At 67.8% G+C, this 17,080-nt stretch carries 15 protein-coding genes; 7 read left to right on the top strand and 8 right to left on the bottom strand.

Annotated features, from left to right (window positions below):
* Window positions 1–25: 25 nt before the first annotated feature.
* Window positions 26–865, bottom strand: coding sequence for a hypothetical protein (locus ACFWFP_RS17965; protein WP_379296343.1), 840 nt, complete (start codon window positions 863–865; stop codon window positions 26–28).
* 247 nt (window positions 866–1,112) lie between these two features.
* Here ACFWFP_RS17965 and ACFWFP_RS17960 point away from each other — a divergent pair, with 247 nt between their 5' ends.
* Window positions 1,113–2,288, top strand: a complete 1,176-nt coding sequence (locus ACFWFP_RS17960) for an acetyl-CoA acetyltransferase (RefSeq protein ID WP_379296341.1) — start codon at window positions 1,113–1,115, stop codon at window positions 2,286–2,288.
* A 313-nt stretch (window positions 2,289–2,601) separates the two neighbouring features.
* Here the strand turns inward: ACFWFP_RS17960 and ACFWFP_RS17955 are convergent, their stop codons facing one another.
* The 3 genes from ACFWFP_RS17955 to ACFWFP_RS17945 form a co-directional block, all read right to left on the bottom strand.
* Window positions 2,602–2,892 carry a hypothetical protein gene (locus ACFWFP_RS17955; protein WP_056824003.1) on the bottom strand — a complete coding sequence of 97 codons (291 nt, stop codon included), beginning with the start codon at window positions 2,890–2,892 and terminating at the stop codon, window positions 2,602–2,604.
* A 191-nt stretch (window positions 2,893–3,083) separates the two neighbouring features.
* Entirely contained in the window at window positions 3,084–4,034 is a 951-nt protein-coding gene (locus ACFWFP_RS17950; RefSeq protein ID WP_379296339.1) for an alpha/beta fold hydrolase, read from the bottom strand.
* 263 nt (window positions 4,035–4,297) lie between these two features.
* Window positions 4,298–5,479: an AAA family ATPase gene (locus tag ACFWFP_RS17945; protein WP_379296337.1), complete on the bottom strand. Its 1,182-nt coding sequence runs from the start codon at window positions 5,477–5,479 to the stop codon at window positions 4,298–4,300.
* Window positions 5,480–5,587: 108 nt separating this feature from the next.
* Between ACFWFP_RS17945 and ACFWFP_RS17940 the strand changes: the two genes are divergently transcribed.
* The 4 genes from ACFWFP_RS17940 (at window position 5,588) to ACFWFP_RS17925 (ending at window position 8,158) form a co-directional block, all read left to right on the top strand.
* The gene (locus ACFWFP_RS17940; protein ID WP_379296335.1) at window positions 5,588–5,839 is read left to right on the top strand and encodes a hypothetical protein; all 252 of its coding nucleotides are present in this window, start codon (window positions 5,588–5,590) and stop codon (window positions 5,837–5,839) included.
* Between the two features lie 329 nt (window positions 5,840–6,168).
* Window positions 6,169–6,735 carry a C40 family peptidase gene (locus tag ACFWFP_RS17935; protein WP_379296808.1) on the top strand — a complete coding sequence of 189 codons (567 nt, stop codon included), beginning with the start codon at window positions 6,169–6,171 and terminating at the stop codon, window positions 6,733–6,735.
* Window positions 6,736–6,738: 3 nt separating this feature from the next.
* The gene (locus ACFWFP_RS17930) at window positions 6,739–7,125 is read left to right on the top strand and encodes an RNA-binding S4 domain-containing protein (RefSeq protein ID WP_379296333.1); all 387 of its coding nucleotides are present in this window, start codon (window positions 6,739–6,741) and stop codon (window positions 7,123–7,125) included.
* A 109-nt stretch (window positions 7,126–7,234) separates the two neighbouring features.
* Window positions 7,235–8,158, top strand: a complete 924-nt coding sequence (locus ACFWFP_RS17925; protein ID WP_379296331.1) for an MBL fold metallo-hydrolase — start codon at window positions 7,235–7,237, stop codon at window positions 8,156–8,158.
* Between the two features lie 27 nt (window positions 8,159–8,185).
* On the opposite strand, the gene ACFWFP_RS17920 is transcribed toward ACFWFP_RS17925, so the two are convergent.
* Window positions 8,186–9,112 (bottom strand): NAD-dependent epimerase/dehydratase family protein, encoded by a 927-nt coding sequence (locus ACFWFP_RS17920; RefSeq protein WP_379296329.1) that lies wholly within the window; start codon window positions 9,110–9,112, stop codon window positions 8,186–8,188.
* A 162-nt stretch (window positions 9,113–9,274) separates the two neighbouring features.
* On the opposite strand from ACFWFP_RS17920, the gene ACFWFP_RS17915 reads away from it, so the two are divergent.
* Both ACFWFP_RS17915 and ACFWFP_RS17910 read left to right on the top strand, forming a co-directional pair.
* Entirely contained in the window at window positions 9,275–11,647 is a 2,373-nt protein-coding gene (locus ACFWFP_RS17915; protein WP_379296327.1) for a lysylphosphatidylglycerol synthase domain-containing protein, read from the top strand.
* 327 nt (window positions 11,648–11,974) lie between these two features.
* Window positions 11,975–12,748: a GntR family transcriptional regulator gene (locus tag ACFWFP_RS17910; protein WP_379296325.1), complete on the top strand. Its 774-nt coding sequence runs from the start codon at window positions 11,975–11,977 to the stop codon at window positions 12,746–12,748.
* A gap of 9 nt (window positions 12,749–12,757) precedes the next feature.
* Here ACFWFP_RS17910 and ACFWFP_RS17905 read toward each other — a convergent pair whose 3' ends face one another.
* From ACFWFP_RS17905 to ACFWFP_RS17895, 3 genes are all read right to left on the bottom strand, one after another.
* Window positions 12,758–14,194, bottom strand: coding sequence for a threonine/serine exporter ThrE family protein (locus ACFWFP_RS17905; RefSeq protein WP_379296323.1), 1,437 nt, complete (start codon window positions 14,192–14,194; stop codon window positions 12,758–12,760).
* Window positions 14,195–14,378: 184 nt separating this feature from the next.
* Complete coding sequence (locus tag ACFWFP_RS17900) at window positions 14,379–15,497, bottom strand: nitronate monooxygenase family protein (RefSeq protein ID WP_056823967.1); 1,119 nt, start codon at window positions 15,495–15,497, stop codon at window positions 14,379–14,381.
* A gap of 44 nt (window positions 15,498–15,541) precedes the next feature.
* The gene (locus ACFWFP_RS17895; protein WP_379296321.1) at window positions 15,542–16,894 is read right to left on the bottom strand and encodes a wax ester/triacylglycerol synthase family O-acyltransferase; all 1,353 of its coding nucleotides are present in this window, start codon (window positions 16,892–16,894) and stop codon (window positions 15,542–15,544) included.
* Window positions 16,895–17,080: the final 186 nt, after the last annotated feature.

Genomic DNA, 17,080 nt, shown 5'->3' with positions numbered 1-17,080 from the left:
TACAAGCTCCTCGCGTTGTCGCAGCTCAGTTGACGAACCGCAGGTCCGAAATGGTGTCGCTCGCAACCAACATCACGTAGAAGTCGGTGAGCACGAGGGTGCCGAGAGTGGTCCAGGCCAGCGCCATGTGGCGGGTGTTGAGCTTGGAGATCTGGGTCCAGTACCAGTACCGCACCGGATGGGCGGAGAAGTTCTTGAGCCGCCCGCCCGCGATGTGCCTGCACGAATGACACGACAGGGTGTAGGCCCACAGCAGGATCACGTTGACCAGCAGGACGATATTGCCCAGACCGAAACCGAAACCACTACTGCTGCCGTGGAATGCGGTGATCGCGTCGTAGGTGTTGACCAGCGACACCACCAGCGCCACGTAGAAGAAGTAGCGGTGCGCGTTCTGGATGATCAGCGGCAGCCGCGACTCACCGGTGTAGCGCGCGTGCGGCTCGGCCACCGCGCAGGCGGGCGGGGAGAACCACACCGAGCGGTAGTAGGCCTTGCGGTAGTAGTAGCAGGTCAGCCGGAAGCCGAGCAGGAACGGCAGCACCACGAAACCGAGCGGGATCCACATCGGCAGCTCGGGGAACGGAGTACCGAAGTGCGCCGATCCCGGTGCGCACGAGTCGCTCAGGCACGGCGAGTAGAACGGCGTCAGATAGTGGAACTCGGGGACCCAGTAGGCCGTCCGCACAAAGGACCTGATCGTCGCGTAGATGACGAACGCGGCGAGCCCGAGCGCGGTGAACAGCGGTGGTAGCCACCAGCGGTCGGTGCGGAGGGTGCGCGCGGAGATGCGGGCACGCGTTCTGCTGAAGACGCCGGTGCCCGCGGAGTGTGAAACGGGGGAGGCGGTCGGTGCGGCACTCACGGTGGATGCCTCGCTGCTCTTCCGGTCTGCGGCAGTGATCATTACCCACCGCGATGGATTGTGATGTGGAGCACCATACGCCTGTGTTCGCGCCGCTCGCGGTGGGTCTCACTCACTCCGTTGTCACACATGCCGGTGATCTCGATCACAGCCGTGACGTCCGTGACGACCCGTCATGCCCGTGCAACAAACCTGTGGTGCCCTGTGACAGGTATTCCCCGCACCGGGAAGAGGAGCGTGAGGCGCAATGAGAAGAGCCGCGATCGTGGCACCCGTCCGCACGCCCAGTGGGGTCGAGGGTGGCGCGCTGTCGGGGATGCCCGCCGAGTGGCTGGCGACCACGGTGTTGTCCGCCGTGATCGAGCGCTCGGGCATCGACCCGCTCCGCATCGACGATGTGGCCATGGCCTGCATCGACGGCGGCCTCTCCGACGTACCCGCGGTGGGCTCGCTCGCCGCTCGCGGTGCCGGATTACCGTTCGCGGTGCCGGGTTTCGTGACCGACAAACACGGCGGCAGCGGCCTGCAGGCGGTGATCACCGCGGCGATGATGGTGCAGACCGGCGCCGCCGACGTGGTGGTCGCGGGCGGGGTGGAATGCGCGGCGACACCGGCGGGACTGCCCGGCGGGACCGCGGGTCTGCACAATGCCGAGCGGTTGGCGCACTACTACGGAATCGACCGCAATGCCGCCGACGAGTTCGCGGTGGCCAGTCATCGCAAGGCTGCTCGCGCCTGGCGCCAGGGTGCGTTCGCGGCCGAGGTGGTCGGGGTGGCCGCCGGGTACGGCGATCACCAGATCACCCGGGACGAGGGTGTGCGCGACGACCTGTCGACTCACACGCTGGCCGGTTTGCGCCCATTGCTCGCCGAGGGCGTGGTGACGGTCGGGAACATGAGTTCGCATCGGCTCGGGGCGTCGGCGTGCCTGGTCGTGGCCGAGGATCGGCTCGTCGAGCTGGGTCTGACGCCGATGGCGTTTCTCGCGGGCTGGGCCGCGGCCGGATGCGACAGCGCGGGGCCGGGACTCGGGGCGGCGCCCGCGGTGTCGAAGCTGCTCGGGCGTACCGGGTGCTCGCTGGACGAGATCGATCTGCTCGAGATCAACGAGGGCTACGCGGTGGAGGTGCTCGCGCTGGCCACCGAGTGGGAACTCGACCCACTCGACCGGCTCAACGTGAACGGCTCCGATATCGCCCTCGGACACCCGGTCGGCGCCACGGGCCTGCGCATCATGACCACGATGCTGCACGAACTCGGTCGCACCGGTGGCCGCTACGGACTGGAAGCCATCGCCCTCGGCCACGACCATGGGATCGCGGCTCTGTTCGAATCGGCCGAAAGCGATGAACCGGTGGAGGTGCCGCGGGGGGCTCGCTTCCATGGCTCCCGTACGCGTCGGCTCGGTCGACACCGGGCTTGAGGTCTGTTCGGTAAGGACGTCAGGTCGGTAAGGGCATCAGGCAAAACCGGGCCAGGGCGGTGTACCTTGCTGTGTTTGTTGGAGCGCTGACGCGCTCGAGTCGGGGCCCTTCGGGCCCCCGATCTTCCCTCCCTCCGGGTACTCCTTCGTCGCACCCTCCACTCAGTCCAGATCGGGGCGGGCCCCTCCGGGTAGAGACACACCAGGACTACCCGGCCAGGGGGCGTGCACGGTGGGGCCGGGAATGGGTATGGCCGGGAATGGGTCGGCGCGACGACCCTGTCGGCAGGGCCGTCGCGCCGGTGATCAGGTCTTACTTTGTCCGCGGGCGTGAGTGGAACCCCAGCCCTTCGTCTTGGGCGCCCATCCATGCCGCTTCGTCGGACTTGCTGTCGGGGACGTAGATCGGCTCCGACCTGCGGGGGACGGCCAGTTCCGGCGGTGGTGCCTGCTCGAAGTCCTCGGCGTCGATGACGAGCCGCTCGAGGTCGTTCTCCAGACGACGGATGGTGGCCGCGTCGCCGTAGTTGGATCGCAGTGCGCCTATCGACTGCCGGAGTTGGCCGACCGCGTAGCGCAGTTCCGCGATATCGCTGCGTGTCATCGTTACCTCCTGTGTATATGGCGGGCATACCGACTCGCCGGATCACGGGCACGCCCGAAAAGCCTCGGGCCGCACTGCACCGAGCTGTGTGACTCACCACACAACGTGATCTCCACCACAATAACGGAACTTTTCGGTTTACGCCCGATGTTGTCGGCGATCACAGGATTGCCATCCGATAACTGTCGCTTTCACCCGGCCACGGCGTAGCGCGCGCGGGCGTCGGTGCTCGCCCGCTCGACCAACGCGATGATCGAGTGAGCGACCTCCGCCGCGCGTTCGAGGATCACGTTGTGCCCCGCGCCCTCGATCCGGACCAGTTCGGCGCCCGCCAGCTGGGAGGCCAGCACCACCGAGTGCGCGAACGGCATCATGAGATCGGCCGAGCCCGCCAGTACGAGGGCGGGCAGATCACCGAAGCGGGCCAGGGTGTGCGCCTCGTCGAAGTCGAGCAGCGAGCTCAGGAAGCCGGACATCGTCAGGAGCGCGGTCTCGTTGAGTACCGCGGTGGCGATGGCCGCGACGCGCGGATTCATCCGCCGGGTACCCGTGCTCGCCTCGCGGATCAGGGGCGCGAAGATCCAGCGGGAGAAGCGTTTCGACGCCTGCATCACCCGCGGCGCGTGCACGACGGCGCGCTGTAGCGAGGCCACGGCGTGCCGGTTGAGCAGCCTGCCGAGGCCGACCTCGGTGATGCCGCCCGCGGCGCCGGCGATCAGGCCGATCCCGGCGACCCGGTGACCGATGGCCGCCGGATAGAGGCGGGCATAGGCGAGCACCACCATCGCGCCCATCGAATGACCGACGAGCACTACGGGTCCGGTCGGTACGACCGCGCGCAGCACCGCGTCGAGGTCGGCGGCGAGCTGGTCGATCGTGTAGGTGGCATGGTGGGCGTGCCCGGATTCGCCGTGGCCGCGGTGGTCGTAGAAGACCATGCGGGCGTCGGCGTCCCACGCGCGCAGCAGATGTTCGCGCAGGAACGACCAGGATTCGGTGTGCAGGCAGTGGCCGTGCACGAAGACAACGGTGAGGGCCGCGTCCGTGGCGCCGAAGCTGCGGACCGCGATCGGTACGCCGTCATCAGCGACGACGGTGCAGCGGCGACCGTCGGTGTCGGTGATAGGGAAGGTCTTCGACATTGGAGCCTCCTCCGCCTCCGGCGGGACCGCGCCTTCAGCGGCGGTCCTGCTGGTGTTTCGGAGAAGGTTTCCAGCGCGTTAACCGGTCAACCCTCGCGTTATCCACCCGATGCGCAACCGATTCCGGGCAAGCTCATACCGTTATCCAGCACTATCTTCGGATATCTAGCGCTTGAACTAGAAATCTGTAGATGCCTATCGAACGACGCCTCGTCAGAACTTTCTTCGACTCTCTAGGAGATGCCCTAGAACTTCGAAGATTCTCATACGCTGCGAAGGTAGCGCCCGAAATGGGGGACGGTGAAGCCGATGGTGCCGCGTTCCGCCGAGTAGATGAGGCCCTTCTTGATCAGGCCGTCACGCGCGGGGGACACCGAGGCGGGTTTGCGGCCGAGCTCGGCGGCCACTGCCGACGTCGCGACCGGGGCGTCGTCGCCCGCCAGGTCGGCCATCGCGCGCATGTACTCGCGTTCGGCGGGGGTCGCGCGTTCGTAGCGGGAACCGAAGAAGCCGACCGCGAGTTCCTCCTCGGCGGCAGGGGAGGCCACCGCGACATCCTCGGCGGTGATCGGGCTGTCGGGTGCCTGGTCCCAGGCCGCCTTGCCGTAGGCCTGCACGAAATACGGGTAGCCGTCGGCTCTTTGGTAGAGCGAATCAAGCGCGGTTTCGGTGAACTTCACCTCTTCGCGTTCGGCGGGCGCGATGAGCGCGAGGTCGGCTGATTCGCGGTCGAGGCGATCGATACGGTGGTAGCTGAACAATCGCTCCGAGTAGCTTTTCGAGGCCGAGAGCACCGCGGGGAGATGGGGCAGGCCCGCGCCGACCACGATCAGCGGGGCGCCGTCCTGGCTCAGTTCGTGGCAGGCGCCGCAGATCGCGGACACGTCGGCGGGACCGAGGTCTTGCATTTCGTCGATGAAGATGGCAATGCCGACACCGATGTCGGAGGCGAGGGCCGCGGCCTCTTTGAACAGTTCGATCAGATCGATCTCGATATCGCCCGAGTCGGCGCGGCCGGTCACCGCGGGCACGTCGATACCGGGCTGCCAGCGCTCGCGCATGCCCTTGTCCGCGGTGGCGCGCAACGCGAAGGCCTTGAGAATGCCGAGGAAATCGTCGACCTGTTCGGCATTGCGGGCCGACATCGCGATCGCGCGCACCGCCATGTGCAGCGCCGAGGACAGCGGCCTGCGCAGGTCCTGGTCGGGCCTCGCCTCGATCTTGCCGGTGCCCCAGCCGCGCGAGATGGCGGCCGAGCGAAGCTGGTTGAGCAGCACGGTCTTCCCGACGCCGCGCAAGCCGGTGAGCATCACGCTGCGTTCCGGCCGACCGCGGGCGATGCGCTCGAGCACGATGTCGAACGCCGCGAGTTGTTTGTCGCGCCCGGCCAATTCCGGCGGACGCTGGCCGGCGCCGGGTGCATACGGATTGCGCACGGGGTCCATGCCGGATAACCGTAGCGCGTGTGCACGGGAGAATCTCGGTAACTCTGGGCTGTGTCCTAGATACTGCTAGCGAAACCGAGATTGCTGCTCACACGGAAATGGAGCCCGATGTCCTCCGAACCTCGGACCACCGCTGAGATCGTCGCGAGCTGGCCGCTGCCCCAGGGCGCGCATTTGGCCGACACGATCCGGCGCGGCCTGCTGGCAACGATCGGCGCGGGCTATGACGACCCGGACCCACAGGTGGTCGCCGACCTGGCGATCGGGCCGCTGCTGATCATGCTCGGCAGGCTCGAGGTGGACCTGGCCGACGCCCGAACGCGCATCGACGAGCTCGAGCGCGCGTTGCGCGCTCGGTAACGCCTCACGTCACGCGGACGATGAAATCGTTACCCGCGCCGACACGCCGGTGCCGTGGCCCCTGTTCTGGGCTTTTCCGGTCGCAGGAAAACAACTTGCGTGCTTCGCTGGACAGCGCTCATCACAGGCCGTAATCTTCTCGTGACTTAGTGGAGTCTGTCGGTTCGTCAGAGAAGCGGCGCCACTGGGTCACCGCCGAAAGTCGTTGTCGCCGAGCGATTCGCGACCGAGCGGCGGGAGAGTAGCAAGATCGGAGACTCGTCTCGGTGGGTAAACACAGCTTGCAGCGGGATTCTCGACTGCCGAATTCCGTCAAGGGTGCCCTCGTCATGGGCGCGGTGGCCGCTACAACCGGTGCGATGCCCGCGATTTCGCAGGCCGCCACGATCAACATTCCCGGTCTCGGTAACTTCGATCTGCCGCCAGAGCTCGAGCAGCCGGCACAGCAGGTCGAGAAGCAGCTCCAGGCGATGGTCGCCCCGCAGGGCCAGGCCGCACCGCAGCTCCCGAGCGTGAACTTCGACAACCCGTTCTCCGCGCCGCAGCAGCAGTCCGCGGGCAACATCGCCCTCGACGCCGCCCGTGGCAAGCTGGGCGCCCAGTACAACTGGGGTGCCGCAGGCCCGCAGAGCTTCGACTGCTCCGGCCTCGTGCAGTGGGCATACCGCCAAGCCGGTGTCGAACTGCCGCGCACCAGCTTCGAGCAGTCGCACGTCGGCGCTCCCGTCTCGTTCGACAACCTGCAGGCCGGTGACATCGTCATCACCAACGGTGGTGGCCACGTCGGTATCTACGCGGGCAATGGTCAGCTCCTCAACGCCGTGCAGTCGGGCACCCCGGTGTCTTACACCCACCTCAGCGCAGACGACGTCGTCACGGCTCGCCGTATCGTCTAAGGGGTGACCCCCCAGCACTCCGAGACCCAGGCCCGCGTCGACGCGTGGACCTGGTCTGTGCGCTTGTTCAAAACACGCTCGGCCGCGGCAGAAGCCTGTCGCGCCGGGCATGTGCGCGTCAATGGGGTTACCGCGAAACCGGCACTGACCATCCGCCCCGGTGACGAGATCAGGATCCGCCACGCCGGCCTCGAGCGCATCGTCGTGGTCGAGCGGATCATTCATAAGCGAGTCGGCCCGCCCGTCGCCGCCCAGTGCCTGATCGATCGCAGCCCCCCGCCACCCCCCAAGGAAGTCCTCGCCACGCTGCCGCAGCGCGAGCGTGGTGCGGGCAGGCCGACGAAACGTGAACGGCGCGAAACAGATCGGCTGATGGGCCGCACCGACTAGGCACTGGATGTAATCGGGCGTTAGCGATGAACTGCGGCGGCTCGACCTGGTCTGGTGGTCGAGGTGTGGGCGATCGCCTACGGTGGCACGTATGGGTGAGCGCACGACGATGTTATCGACTGTTCTCGCCTGCTGTATCGCTGTCGCCACCACCGGGCCGCGGCTGCTCTGGCCACGCGGCGCCGATACCGGATTTCTCGACGGACTGGAGTGCGCCGCTGTTCCGCCCGCGCGCAACACCGTCGGTCTGACCGCGCTCACGCAGGCGGAGCTGTCCGCGCCGACGACGATCGTGGCCGAGGGTGTGCGGACCCTGCGGTCGACGCGGCTGACCATGTCGACGTTCCTGATCCGGCACCCGGACGCCACCTTCCTGGTCGACCCGGCGATCTGCGCGGGCGTGCACCAGCGGGTGCTGCCCGAGCTGCCCTTCCCGGTGCCGCTGCTGGTCGCCCCCGACAGCCCGGTGCGCGGACTGAGCGAGGTACTGGCGGCCCACGACCTCACCGGCAACGACATCGACTTCGTGCTGCCGACCCATCTGCACTGGGACCACGTCGCCGGGCTGTACGAGCTACCCGGCCTGGTCCCGATCCGGGTGCCCGCCGTCGAATACAGCTGGGCCATGACCGGTTCGCACGCCCCGCTCGGTGTCGCTCGTGGACCTCTGCGCGGCCGCGCGTTCGATCTCTACGAACTCGACGGCCCGCCGGTGCTGACCTTCGCCCGCAGTCACGACCTGTTCGGCGACGGATCCGTGCTGATCGTCGACCTGGCGGGGCACACCCCCGGCAGCGTCGGCATCCTGCTCGCGGTCGACGACGGCTCCCGCGTCCTGCTCGCGGGCGACGCGGTCTGGAGCACTCTGCAGATCGACCGCCTGCGCGAAAAAGCGCCGCTGCTCGGCGAACTCCTCGACGCCGACCGCGACCGCGCGTTCGAGACCATCCACCGCCTGCACGCGCTTCCCGCCGAGATCGAAGTGATCCCCGGCCACGACCACGCCGCCGTCACCGCCCGAACCGCACCCTGAGGTATCGGCCTGCTGCCGGCCGGGAGATCAGCCCGCGAGACCGGCGCCGACATCGGCGTACTTCGGACGCCAACCCAATTCGTCATGGGCCAGCCGACTCGAGATCCGCATCGAGGTGTCGGACATGAGGGCGCCGATATAGGGGACGGCCGATCGGATCATCCAGGCGGGCAGCCGGATCGGGCGTGGGGTGCGTTGAGTCCGGGCGACCTCGGCGAAGAACTCCCGCCAGGTGATCGGGTGGTCATCGGCGATGTTGTAGGCGCGACCGGGTGCGCCGCGCTCGAGCGCGGCGACGGTCGCGTCGGCCGCGTCGTCGACATGGACCCAGGTGTTGACCCCGCCGGAACCCAGCGGGCCGACCGGGCGGTGCTTGCGCATCATGTCCGCGAACAGATCACTGAACGCGCCGGGACCGTAGAAGAGCCCGTAGCGCAACGCGATTCCATCGATACCGGGCGCGTCGAAGACCTGGCTCTCGCCGGCCACGCACGCGCGAACCACCTCGTCGGCCACCCCACCGTCGTACACCCCGAACTGATCGCGCTCGGTGATCAGCCGGTCACCGTGGTCGTGGTACCCGTAGCCGAGGATCAGCGACTGGGCGACGAACCGGCCGGCGCCCACCACCGCCGCGGCGTCGAGCAGGTTTGCGGTGCCGACCGTACGCAGCAGCCCGGTCGGATCGTCGGCCGGAATCCGGCGCTGCACCTTCGCATCGCGCAGGGCGGTGGCCTGATGGATGACGGCATCGGCGCGCAGGCCGTCGACGGCACGCAGCAGGCCGTCGCGGTCGAGCACGTCCGCGGTGACGGGGGTGGCGCCCAGCTCGCGCACGAGCGGATGCGCACCGGGATTCCGGACGAGCGCCGACACCGTATGCCCGTTCGCGGTCAACGCGCGGAGCAGAGGGCGGCCGATGGCGCCGGTGGCACCTGCGAGCAGAACCTGCATGATCGTTCCTTCCGGCTGAGTGGGTGTTTCCCTACTTCCTGGACGGGGTAACGCCAGTGTTTGTGACGGCCTGTGATCGGCGACACGGCACGCGGGAGCGACCGCGCCGGTTGCGTGATGTCACGGCGGGTCTGCGGCGTGTCGGTGTGTATCGTGCGGCTCATGCGAGTCGACGGTCGGGAGATCCCGGTCACGGGGAAACTCCTGCAGCCGATGATCCGCCGTACCAGCGACATCGTCCGGGTGGTGCTGGCGGGACTCGGCGTCGCCGTGGTGATCGCGGGCTCGCTCATCACCCGGCCGGAGTGGCTGGCGCTGGAACGCTCGGTCGCCAAGATCGTGGACTTCCTCAGCCAGGACCAGGCGACCATGGTCTACCTGATCTACGGAATGCTCATCCTGGCGCTGCCGTTCGCCATCTTCATCGAACTCGTGGTGCGCAGGCAGTGGAAGCTGCTGTTCGGGTACGGGGCGGCGGGCCTGCTCGCGGTGCTCGCCCTGTCGATCACCGGCGCGGGCATCTCCACACCGAAATGGCACCTGCCGGTTCCGGACCGCTTCGACACCTTCCTCTCCCAATTCCTCGACGATCCACGCTGGATCGCGATGCTCGCGGCGATGCTCACCGTGTCGAGCCCGTGGCTGCCGGTGCGCCCGCGACGCTGGATGTGGTTTCTGCTGTTGATGTTCGCGCCGATCCACCTGGTGGTCAGCTCGGTGGTGCCCGCGCGGGCGATGCTCGGCCTCGTGGTCGGTTGGCTGGTCGGCGCGGTGATCGTCTGGGTGGTCGGCACGCCCGCGCTCGAGGTGCCGCTCGACGGCGCGGTCCGGGTGCTCGCGGCGCGCGGTCACGTCGTGAAAGCCTTCCGGGTCGATCGACCGGCCGGGCGCGGACCGCTGCTGCTCGCCACCGAGGTCGACGGGCCCGAAGACGAGATCATGGTCGAGCTGTACGGCAAGAACCAGCGCAGCTTCGGCGCGATCCGCCAGGTTTGGCGCTGGATCACGTTCCGCTCCAGCGAGACCGCGCCGCTGCACGGATCGATGCACCGGGCGGTGGAACATCGGGCGCTGCTCGGCATCGCGATCGGTGACCTCGGGATGGCCGACAGCCATCAGGTGGCGGTCGCCGGCCTGAGTCGCGGCTGGATGCTGTACGCGCACACCATGCCCCGCGGCACCCAGATCGCGACCTTGTCCGCGCAGGTGCTGCCCGGGGTATGGCGGTCGCTACTGCGGCTGCACGAGAACCAGATCAGCCTCGGCGATCTGCAACCCGACTTCGTGCGAGTCAGCCAGGGCGACACCCTGTTCGGTGGTTTCTCGTCCGCCGAATTCGGCGCGGCCGAGGCGCAACGCCAGACCGACATCGCCCAGCTGCTGGTGACCACCACCTCGCTCTACGGCAAACACGAGGCCGTCTCGGCGGCGATCGAGGCGCTCGGCGAGGACAAGGTCGCCTACGCGGCCCGGCGCGTGACGAAATCGTCGATGTCGATCGGCATCCGCAAGTCGGTGCCGCAGTGGACCAAAGTGATGGCCACCGCCCGCGAGGAGGTGCGCAGGCAGACCGGCCACGACCGCATCCAGTCCGAACAGATCACGCGCTTCTCCCGCAACCAGATCATCCAGCTCGTCCTGCTGGTCGCGCTGGTCTATGTGGCCTATCCGTTCTTCAGCCAGGTGCCGACGTTCTTCAGTCAGCTGCGCACGCTCAACTGGTGGTGGGCGCTCGCGGGTCTGGCGGTGTCGGGGCTGACCTATGTCGGCGCCGCCGCCGCGCTCGGCGCCTGTGCGGACGGGCTGGTCAAGATGCGCTATCTGCTCGTGGAGCAGCTGGCCAACACCTTCGTGGCGACGACCACCCCCGCGGGCGTCGGCGGGTTGGCGCTGAGCGTGCGGTTCTTGCAGAAGGCGGGCATGACGACCCTGCGCGCGACCGCCGCGGTGGCGATGCAGCAGTCGATGCAGGTGCTCACCCACCTGGTGCTGCTCGTGGTGTTCAGCGTGGTGGCGGGCACGTCGACCAATCTGGCCCACATCGTGCCCGACGCGACCGTGCTGTATCTGATCGCGGGCGTCGGCGTGGGGCTGATCGGGGCGTTCATGTTCGTGCCCACGCTGCGTCGCTGGGTGAATCACTCGGTGCGACCGCAGGTCAAGGAAGTGCTCGGCGAACTCGCCGACCTGGCCAAGGACCCGAAGCGTTTCGTGGTCATCGTCGGCGGCTGCGGCGCGATCACGCTCGGCCAGGCGCTGGCCCTGTGGACGAGCGTCGAAGCCTTCGGCGGCGGCACGGATTTTGTGGCCGTCACCATCGTCACCATGATCGGTGGCACCCTGGCCTCGGCCGCGCCGACACCCGGTGGCGTCGGCGCGGTCGAGGCGGCGCTGATCGGTGGTCTCGCGGCCTTCGGCGTCCCGGCGGAGATCGCGGTCCCCGCCGTGCTGCTCTATCGCGTGCTGACCTGCTGGATCCCCGTCGGTCTCGGCTGGCCGGTCATGCGGTGGCTCGACAAAAAGGACATGATCTGATTGTTCCCAAAATGTTTAGCTGCCCCATTGCCTGCGTACTCAATCACGGTGCCGCACATCGCTGTCTGATCCAGCTGAACGGCACGCCAACAGGAAAGCCCGCTGATCGCAGGCCTGTCGTCCCATCGATAGCGATGCGATCGCTGAATGTCTCGTTTTCGCGGCCCGCCCGATTCTGGACTGACCGAAGGGTGCGACGAAGGAGTGCCCGTAGGGAGGGAAGAATCGGGGCCCGAAGGGCCGCGACCCGAGCGCGCCAGCGCTCCGAAGACAGAGCGCCTAAACTGTCTGGGACGTAGCCGGATCATGACCGAGAGGTGTTTTTCGATGGGATCCCGGACGGTGGTCGCCGACGTCGCCGATGAGTTGGCGCGCCGCGTAGCCACCGGCGAGTACCGGCCCGGCGATCTGATGCCGTCGGTGCGCCAGGTCGCCGACGAGTTCGGCATGAACCGCGCCACCGCCCAGCTCATCCTCGGCCGCCTCGAGTCCTACGGATTCGTCGAGGCCAGGCGAGGGAAGGGCTTCACCATCCGCGATGTCCGCGTCGAGGGTGGCATGGACGTCTACCGGCACCTGTTCCGGTTCTCGATCACCGCGCCCGCGGTCGCCGCCGAGATGTTCACCGACATCGTCGAGGTCGAACGCGGCATCGTGGGCGAGGCGTTGCTCGCCTACACCGCGGGGGAGAAGGTGCTCGATCCGGCCGAGCTCGCCGCCGCCGTCGACGAGCTGGAGGCGATGGCGCGCCAGCCCGTGCCCGACCACGCGCTCATCATCGCCGCCGAGATCGCGCTGGTGCGCAAGTTACTCGGCGTGCTCGAGATGAGTATGCAACGCGCGGTGCTGAATTCGATCGCCGATATGGTCGTCGAGGTGCCAGAGGCGGTCGCTGCCTATTTCGCCGTCGCGCCCGATCTGCACGTGCTCGTCTGGCGCGCGTTGCTCGCGGTGTGGGATGCCGAATCCGCGCCGAGCGAGGCGCAACTCGCGCTGTTCGGGGATCTGTTCGCGCTGTATCACGAGAAGGTGATCGCCCGTTTCGGTCAACTCGTCGGCGAGCCTGCGGTCCACACCGTGCCACTGAGCTCGGCCGTCTGAACCAGCGTGCTAGCTGTCTGAGTCGGGTTTCTTCGTCGTCCGAGGGGTGTGCGCCCACGGCAGATGGTGTGGCACCACCGTGTCGATGATCGTGCTGACGCGCGGAGTGTGCGCGGTGGCCAGACCCGAGCCGACCATCACGCCCAGCGCGATCGACATCACCGAGAGCAGCGCCGAGACCAGCACCTCCAGCCCACCGGTCGACACCCCCGACAGCGAATGCGTGACGAGGTCGGAGATCCCGGTGAGGCTGATCCCGCCGGGCACCAGCATCCAGAACGCGGGCAGGAACGCCACCTGGGTCGGTGGCGCGTGCTTGCGGCTCTGGATCAGATACGCGGCGTTCACGGCGACGAGCCCGCCGAGAAACGTGCCGGTCAGCGGTCCGGACACGTGCTTGCCGAGGACCTGCGCCGCGTAGGTGACGTAGAGGACGAGCAGCAGCCAGCCCACCGTGTTCTGCGGCGCGCTCGACCGCCACGAATGCCCGTACCCGATCAGCAGCACCCCGAGGATCGGTGCCCACCACCCCAATTGGGCACTGCTCACCGGCGGATCCGACAGCGGGCCGAGCACGCTGATCCCCACGTAGGAACCCAGCGCGAGCAGGAACAGCATGTTGATGCCGTAGACGACCCGGCTGGCACCGGCCACCATCGATCCGGTCGCCAACTCGATCGTGCCGTTGGTGAGCATCGCACCGGGTAGCAGCGTCGCGACGGCGGGAATCAGCAATTGTTGGGGCTGCCCACCGGCGAGCGCGCCGGGAAACCCGTACGCGAGCACCGCGACCACCGCCGACGCGACCACCGGCAACGCCATCGACAGCAGCCGCACCCGATCGGCGAGCTGGGTCAGCACGCCGACGACCAGGCCGAGCACCACATAGCCGACCAGTGCCCGCGCGCCCGGGTTGAGCATCATGCCGATGCCGACGGTCAGCACGACCTGCCCGAGCAGGATCAGCCACGGTGGGCTGCCGGGTTTCTGCGTCAGGATCTCGTCGAGATCCCTCGATGCCCGGCTCGGCGGCGGCGCGTCCTGCTCGATCTGGTCGATCAGCCGATAGAGGCCGTCGATCTGGTCGAGCGGCAGGGTGCCGACGCGGGCGTCGAGCATGTCGATCGCGGAGCTTTCGTCGGTGCGTACCCGGACGAAGACCGCGGTGGGCAACACCATGAAATGGATATTGCCGGTGCCGTAGCGCCGCGACAGCTTGTCGAGGATGACCTGCACCCGTGCGGAGGTCTCGCCGGCGCCGACCAGCGCCACCCCGATGCGGCACAGCAGATTCAGCAGATCGGCGGGTACGGGCGGGTCGACGGGTTCGTGCTCGGTGGGTCGCGGCGCGGCCTTCGCGTATTCCTCGCGGATCCTGGCGATGGCCTGGGTGACTCGGGTCCTGGCCACCTTCCAGGTCTTGCTCGCGTACTCCTCCGAAGCCATGTCACCGCCGTCCGCAACCGTTGGGCAATGCTGCGGGGAGGCGCACCGCCCCGCATCGCTGGTGAGATATGCCGAGTGTAGGGCAGGCGCGGTGCGGTGGAGGTGCGTCGGAGGTTCTGGAGTGCGGGGATCGGGCGCGGCCGACAGTTATCGGCCGGGCACCGATCTTCGGGGACGACCCAGCTCAGCCGTTGAGCCGGGTGAGGCGGTCATAGGCGGTGACGTACTCCTCGACGAGGCGGTTGACCACGTCGGCGCTGCGTTCGACCTTGTTCATCATGCCGACCACCTGGCCGACCGGGTTGAAGTTCACGTCCTTGGCGGCCTCGGGGTAGCGGTGCCCGCGCTTGACGCCGTCGAGGGCCACCATCATCTGCAGCGGCATCGGCAGCGGGTCGGGGGTCTCGGTGGACTCCCAGGCGTCGGTCCAGTCGTTGCGCAGCATGCGGCACGGCTTGCCGGTCCAGGAACGCGAACGGATGGTGTCGTGGCTGGTCGCCTCGAGGTAGGTGTCCATCTGGGCGGGCGGCACATTGGCCTCCTCGACGGTGAGCCACAGCGACCCGGTCCACGCGCCCGCCGCGCCCATGGCCAGCGCCGCCGCGACCTGCGCGCCGTTGCCGATGCCACCGGCGGCCAGCACCGGCACATCGCCGATCGCGTCGATCACCTGCGGCCACAGCACCAGCGAGGACACCTCGCCGCAGTGCCCGCCGCCCTCGGTGCCCTGGCACACCACGAAGTCGAGGCCGGCGGCCTTGTGGTTCATCGCGTGCTTGACCGAACCGCACAGCGCGCCGATCACCCGGCCGGAGTCCTGGATGCGCTTGACCACGTCGTCGGGCGGGGTGCCGAGGGCGTTGGCCACGAGCTTGGCCTTGGGGTGGTTCAGGATGACGTCGACCTGCGGTCCCGCGGTGGTCGCGGTCCAGCCGAGCAGCTCGTTGTGGTGCTCACCGTCGGGCAGCGCGGGCACGTTGTGATCGGTGAGGATCTGCTGGGCGAAGTCGCGATGGCCCTGCGGAACCATCTGCGCCAGCTGTTTTTCCAGCTGTTCGGGGGAGAGGCCGTCGACGCCCTTGCCCTCGTATTTCGACGGAATCACCAGGTCGACGCCGTAGATCCCGGTGACGTGCTCGTCGAGCCAGGCCAGCTCCACCTCGAGCTGTTCGGCGGTGAAGCCGACCGCGCCGAGTACCCCCAATCCGCCCGCGTTGCTCACGGCCGCCACGACGTCGCGGCAGTGGGTGAAGGCGAAGATGGGGAACTCGATGCCGAGCTGTTCGCAGAATTCGGTACGCATACCGAACTGTAACACGTTCTAATTTGGTCGAGAACGGTTAATTTCTACAGCGCGGCATCCTCCAGCGCGGCCAGTGAATCCTCGAGGTGATCGAGCAGTCGATGCAGGTCGGGCAGCGTGCGGCGGCAGCCGACCAGACCGAAATCGAGGTTGTCACCGCTGGAGGTGAGCGTGATGTTCACCGCCTGCCCATCGAGCGGGATCGACAGCGGGTAGGTGGCGTCCAGGCGCGAACCGTTCCAGTACAGCGACTCGCGCGCACCGGGCACATTCGAGATGACGATGTTGAACGGCGGCGTCGCCACCGAGGCGAACCCGGGCAGCAGCATCGCCGCCATCGGACTCAACATCACCCCCGCCATCGCCAGCGTCTGCGCTGGGGTGAGCGAGTGGTACACCTCCTTGTTGCGACGCGTGGACTCGCTCACCACCCGCAGCCGTTCCAGCGGGTCCGCGATATCGGTGCCCAGATTGCACAGCAGCGCCGCGATTTTCACGCCCTGGGTGTCGACGTCGTCTTCGTCGCGCAACGACATCGGCACCATCGCGATCATCGGCTTGTCCGGCAAGGCGTCGCGCTCCAGCAGGTAGGCCCGCAACGCACCCGCCGACATCGCCAGCACCACATCGTTCACGGTGGCCCCGGTCGCCTTCTTCACCTGCTTGACCCGATCCATCGACCAGCTGCGCACCGCGCATTTGCGGGCACCGCCGATCGGCACGTTGAACAGCGTGCGCGGCGCCTCGAACGGCAGGGTGAGCTGCTGCTGCACCAGACCGGTGCGGGTCGCCTTCATCAACGCGGTGGTCGACGAGCGCGCCGAGGTGACGGTATCGATCAGGCCGCCGAGCCGGGATTTGCCGGGACGAGGCGGGCCGAGCTTGCGCGGCAGGTTCCACGGCCGCATCAGCTCGGTCGCGAACGGGTCGGTGGTCAGCGTGCGGCGCATGAGGCGCTGGGCCGAGACGCCGTCCACCAGTGCGTGATGCATCTTGGAGTAGAGCGCGAAGCGCCCGTCGGCCAGGCCCTCGACGAAGTGCAGCTCCCACATCGGGCGGTGCCGGTCGAGCAGGGCGCTGTGCAAGGTCGACGCGTGGGCGAGCAGCTGGTCGAGATGGCCCGGCCCGGGCAGCGCGCTGCGCTGCACGTGATAGTCCAGGTCGACCTCGTCGTCCTGGGTCCACGCCATCTGCGGTGCGCCCAGCCAGGTGGCGGGCCGCTTGCTGAACGTGGGCCGGACGGTCTTGTCGGCCAGCAAGGCTGCGCGGAACTCGCGCAGATAGTCGGGCCCGGCGTCCTCGGGCGGTTCGAACAATTGCAGTGAGCCGACGTGCATCGGGTGCTCACGAGATTCCGCGAGTAGAAACAGCGCATCCAACGGCGCGATGAGATCCATGAAAGATCGCCCCCTGACGAGAGTGGATCGGTACAAAGTCTTCAGACGATCGACCACGCTGTCGGGTTCGGCACCCCTGCGTGCCGTATATCCAAGTTACCCGTCCGTCCGGGGTCGCGTCAGCTGAACGCGCGGACCATCGCGAACTCCATGGTGTTCACCGGATGTTCAGTTCGCGGAAGCGTA

It is taken from the genome of Nocardia sp. NPDC060249, from assembly GCF_042728755.1.
In the GTDB taxonomy this organism is placed as follows: Bacteria; Actinomycetota; Actinomycetes; order Mycobacteriales; family Mycobacteriaceae; genus Nocardia.
Note: the sequence above shows the minus strand (reverse complement) of the source record. Positions and strands in the feature narration are given on the sequence as shown.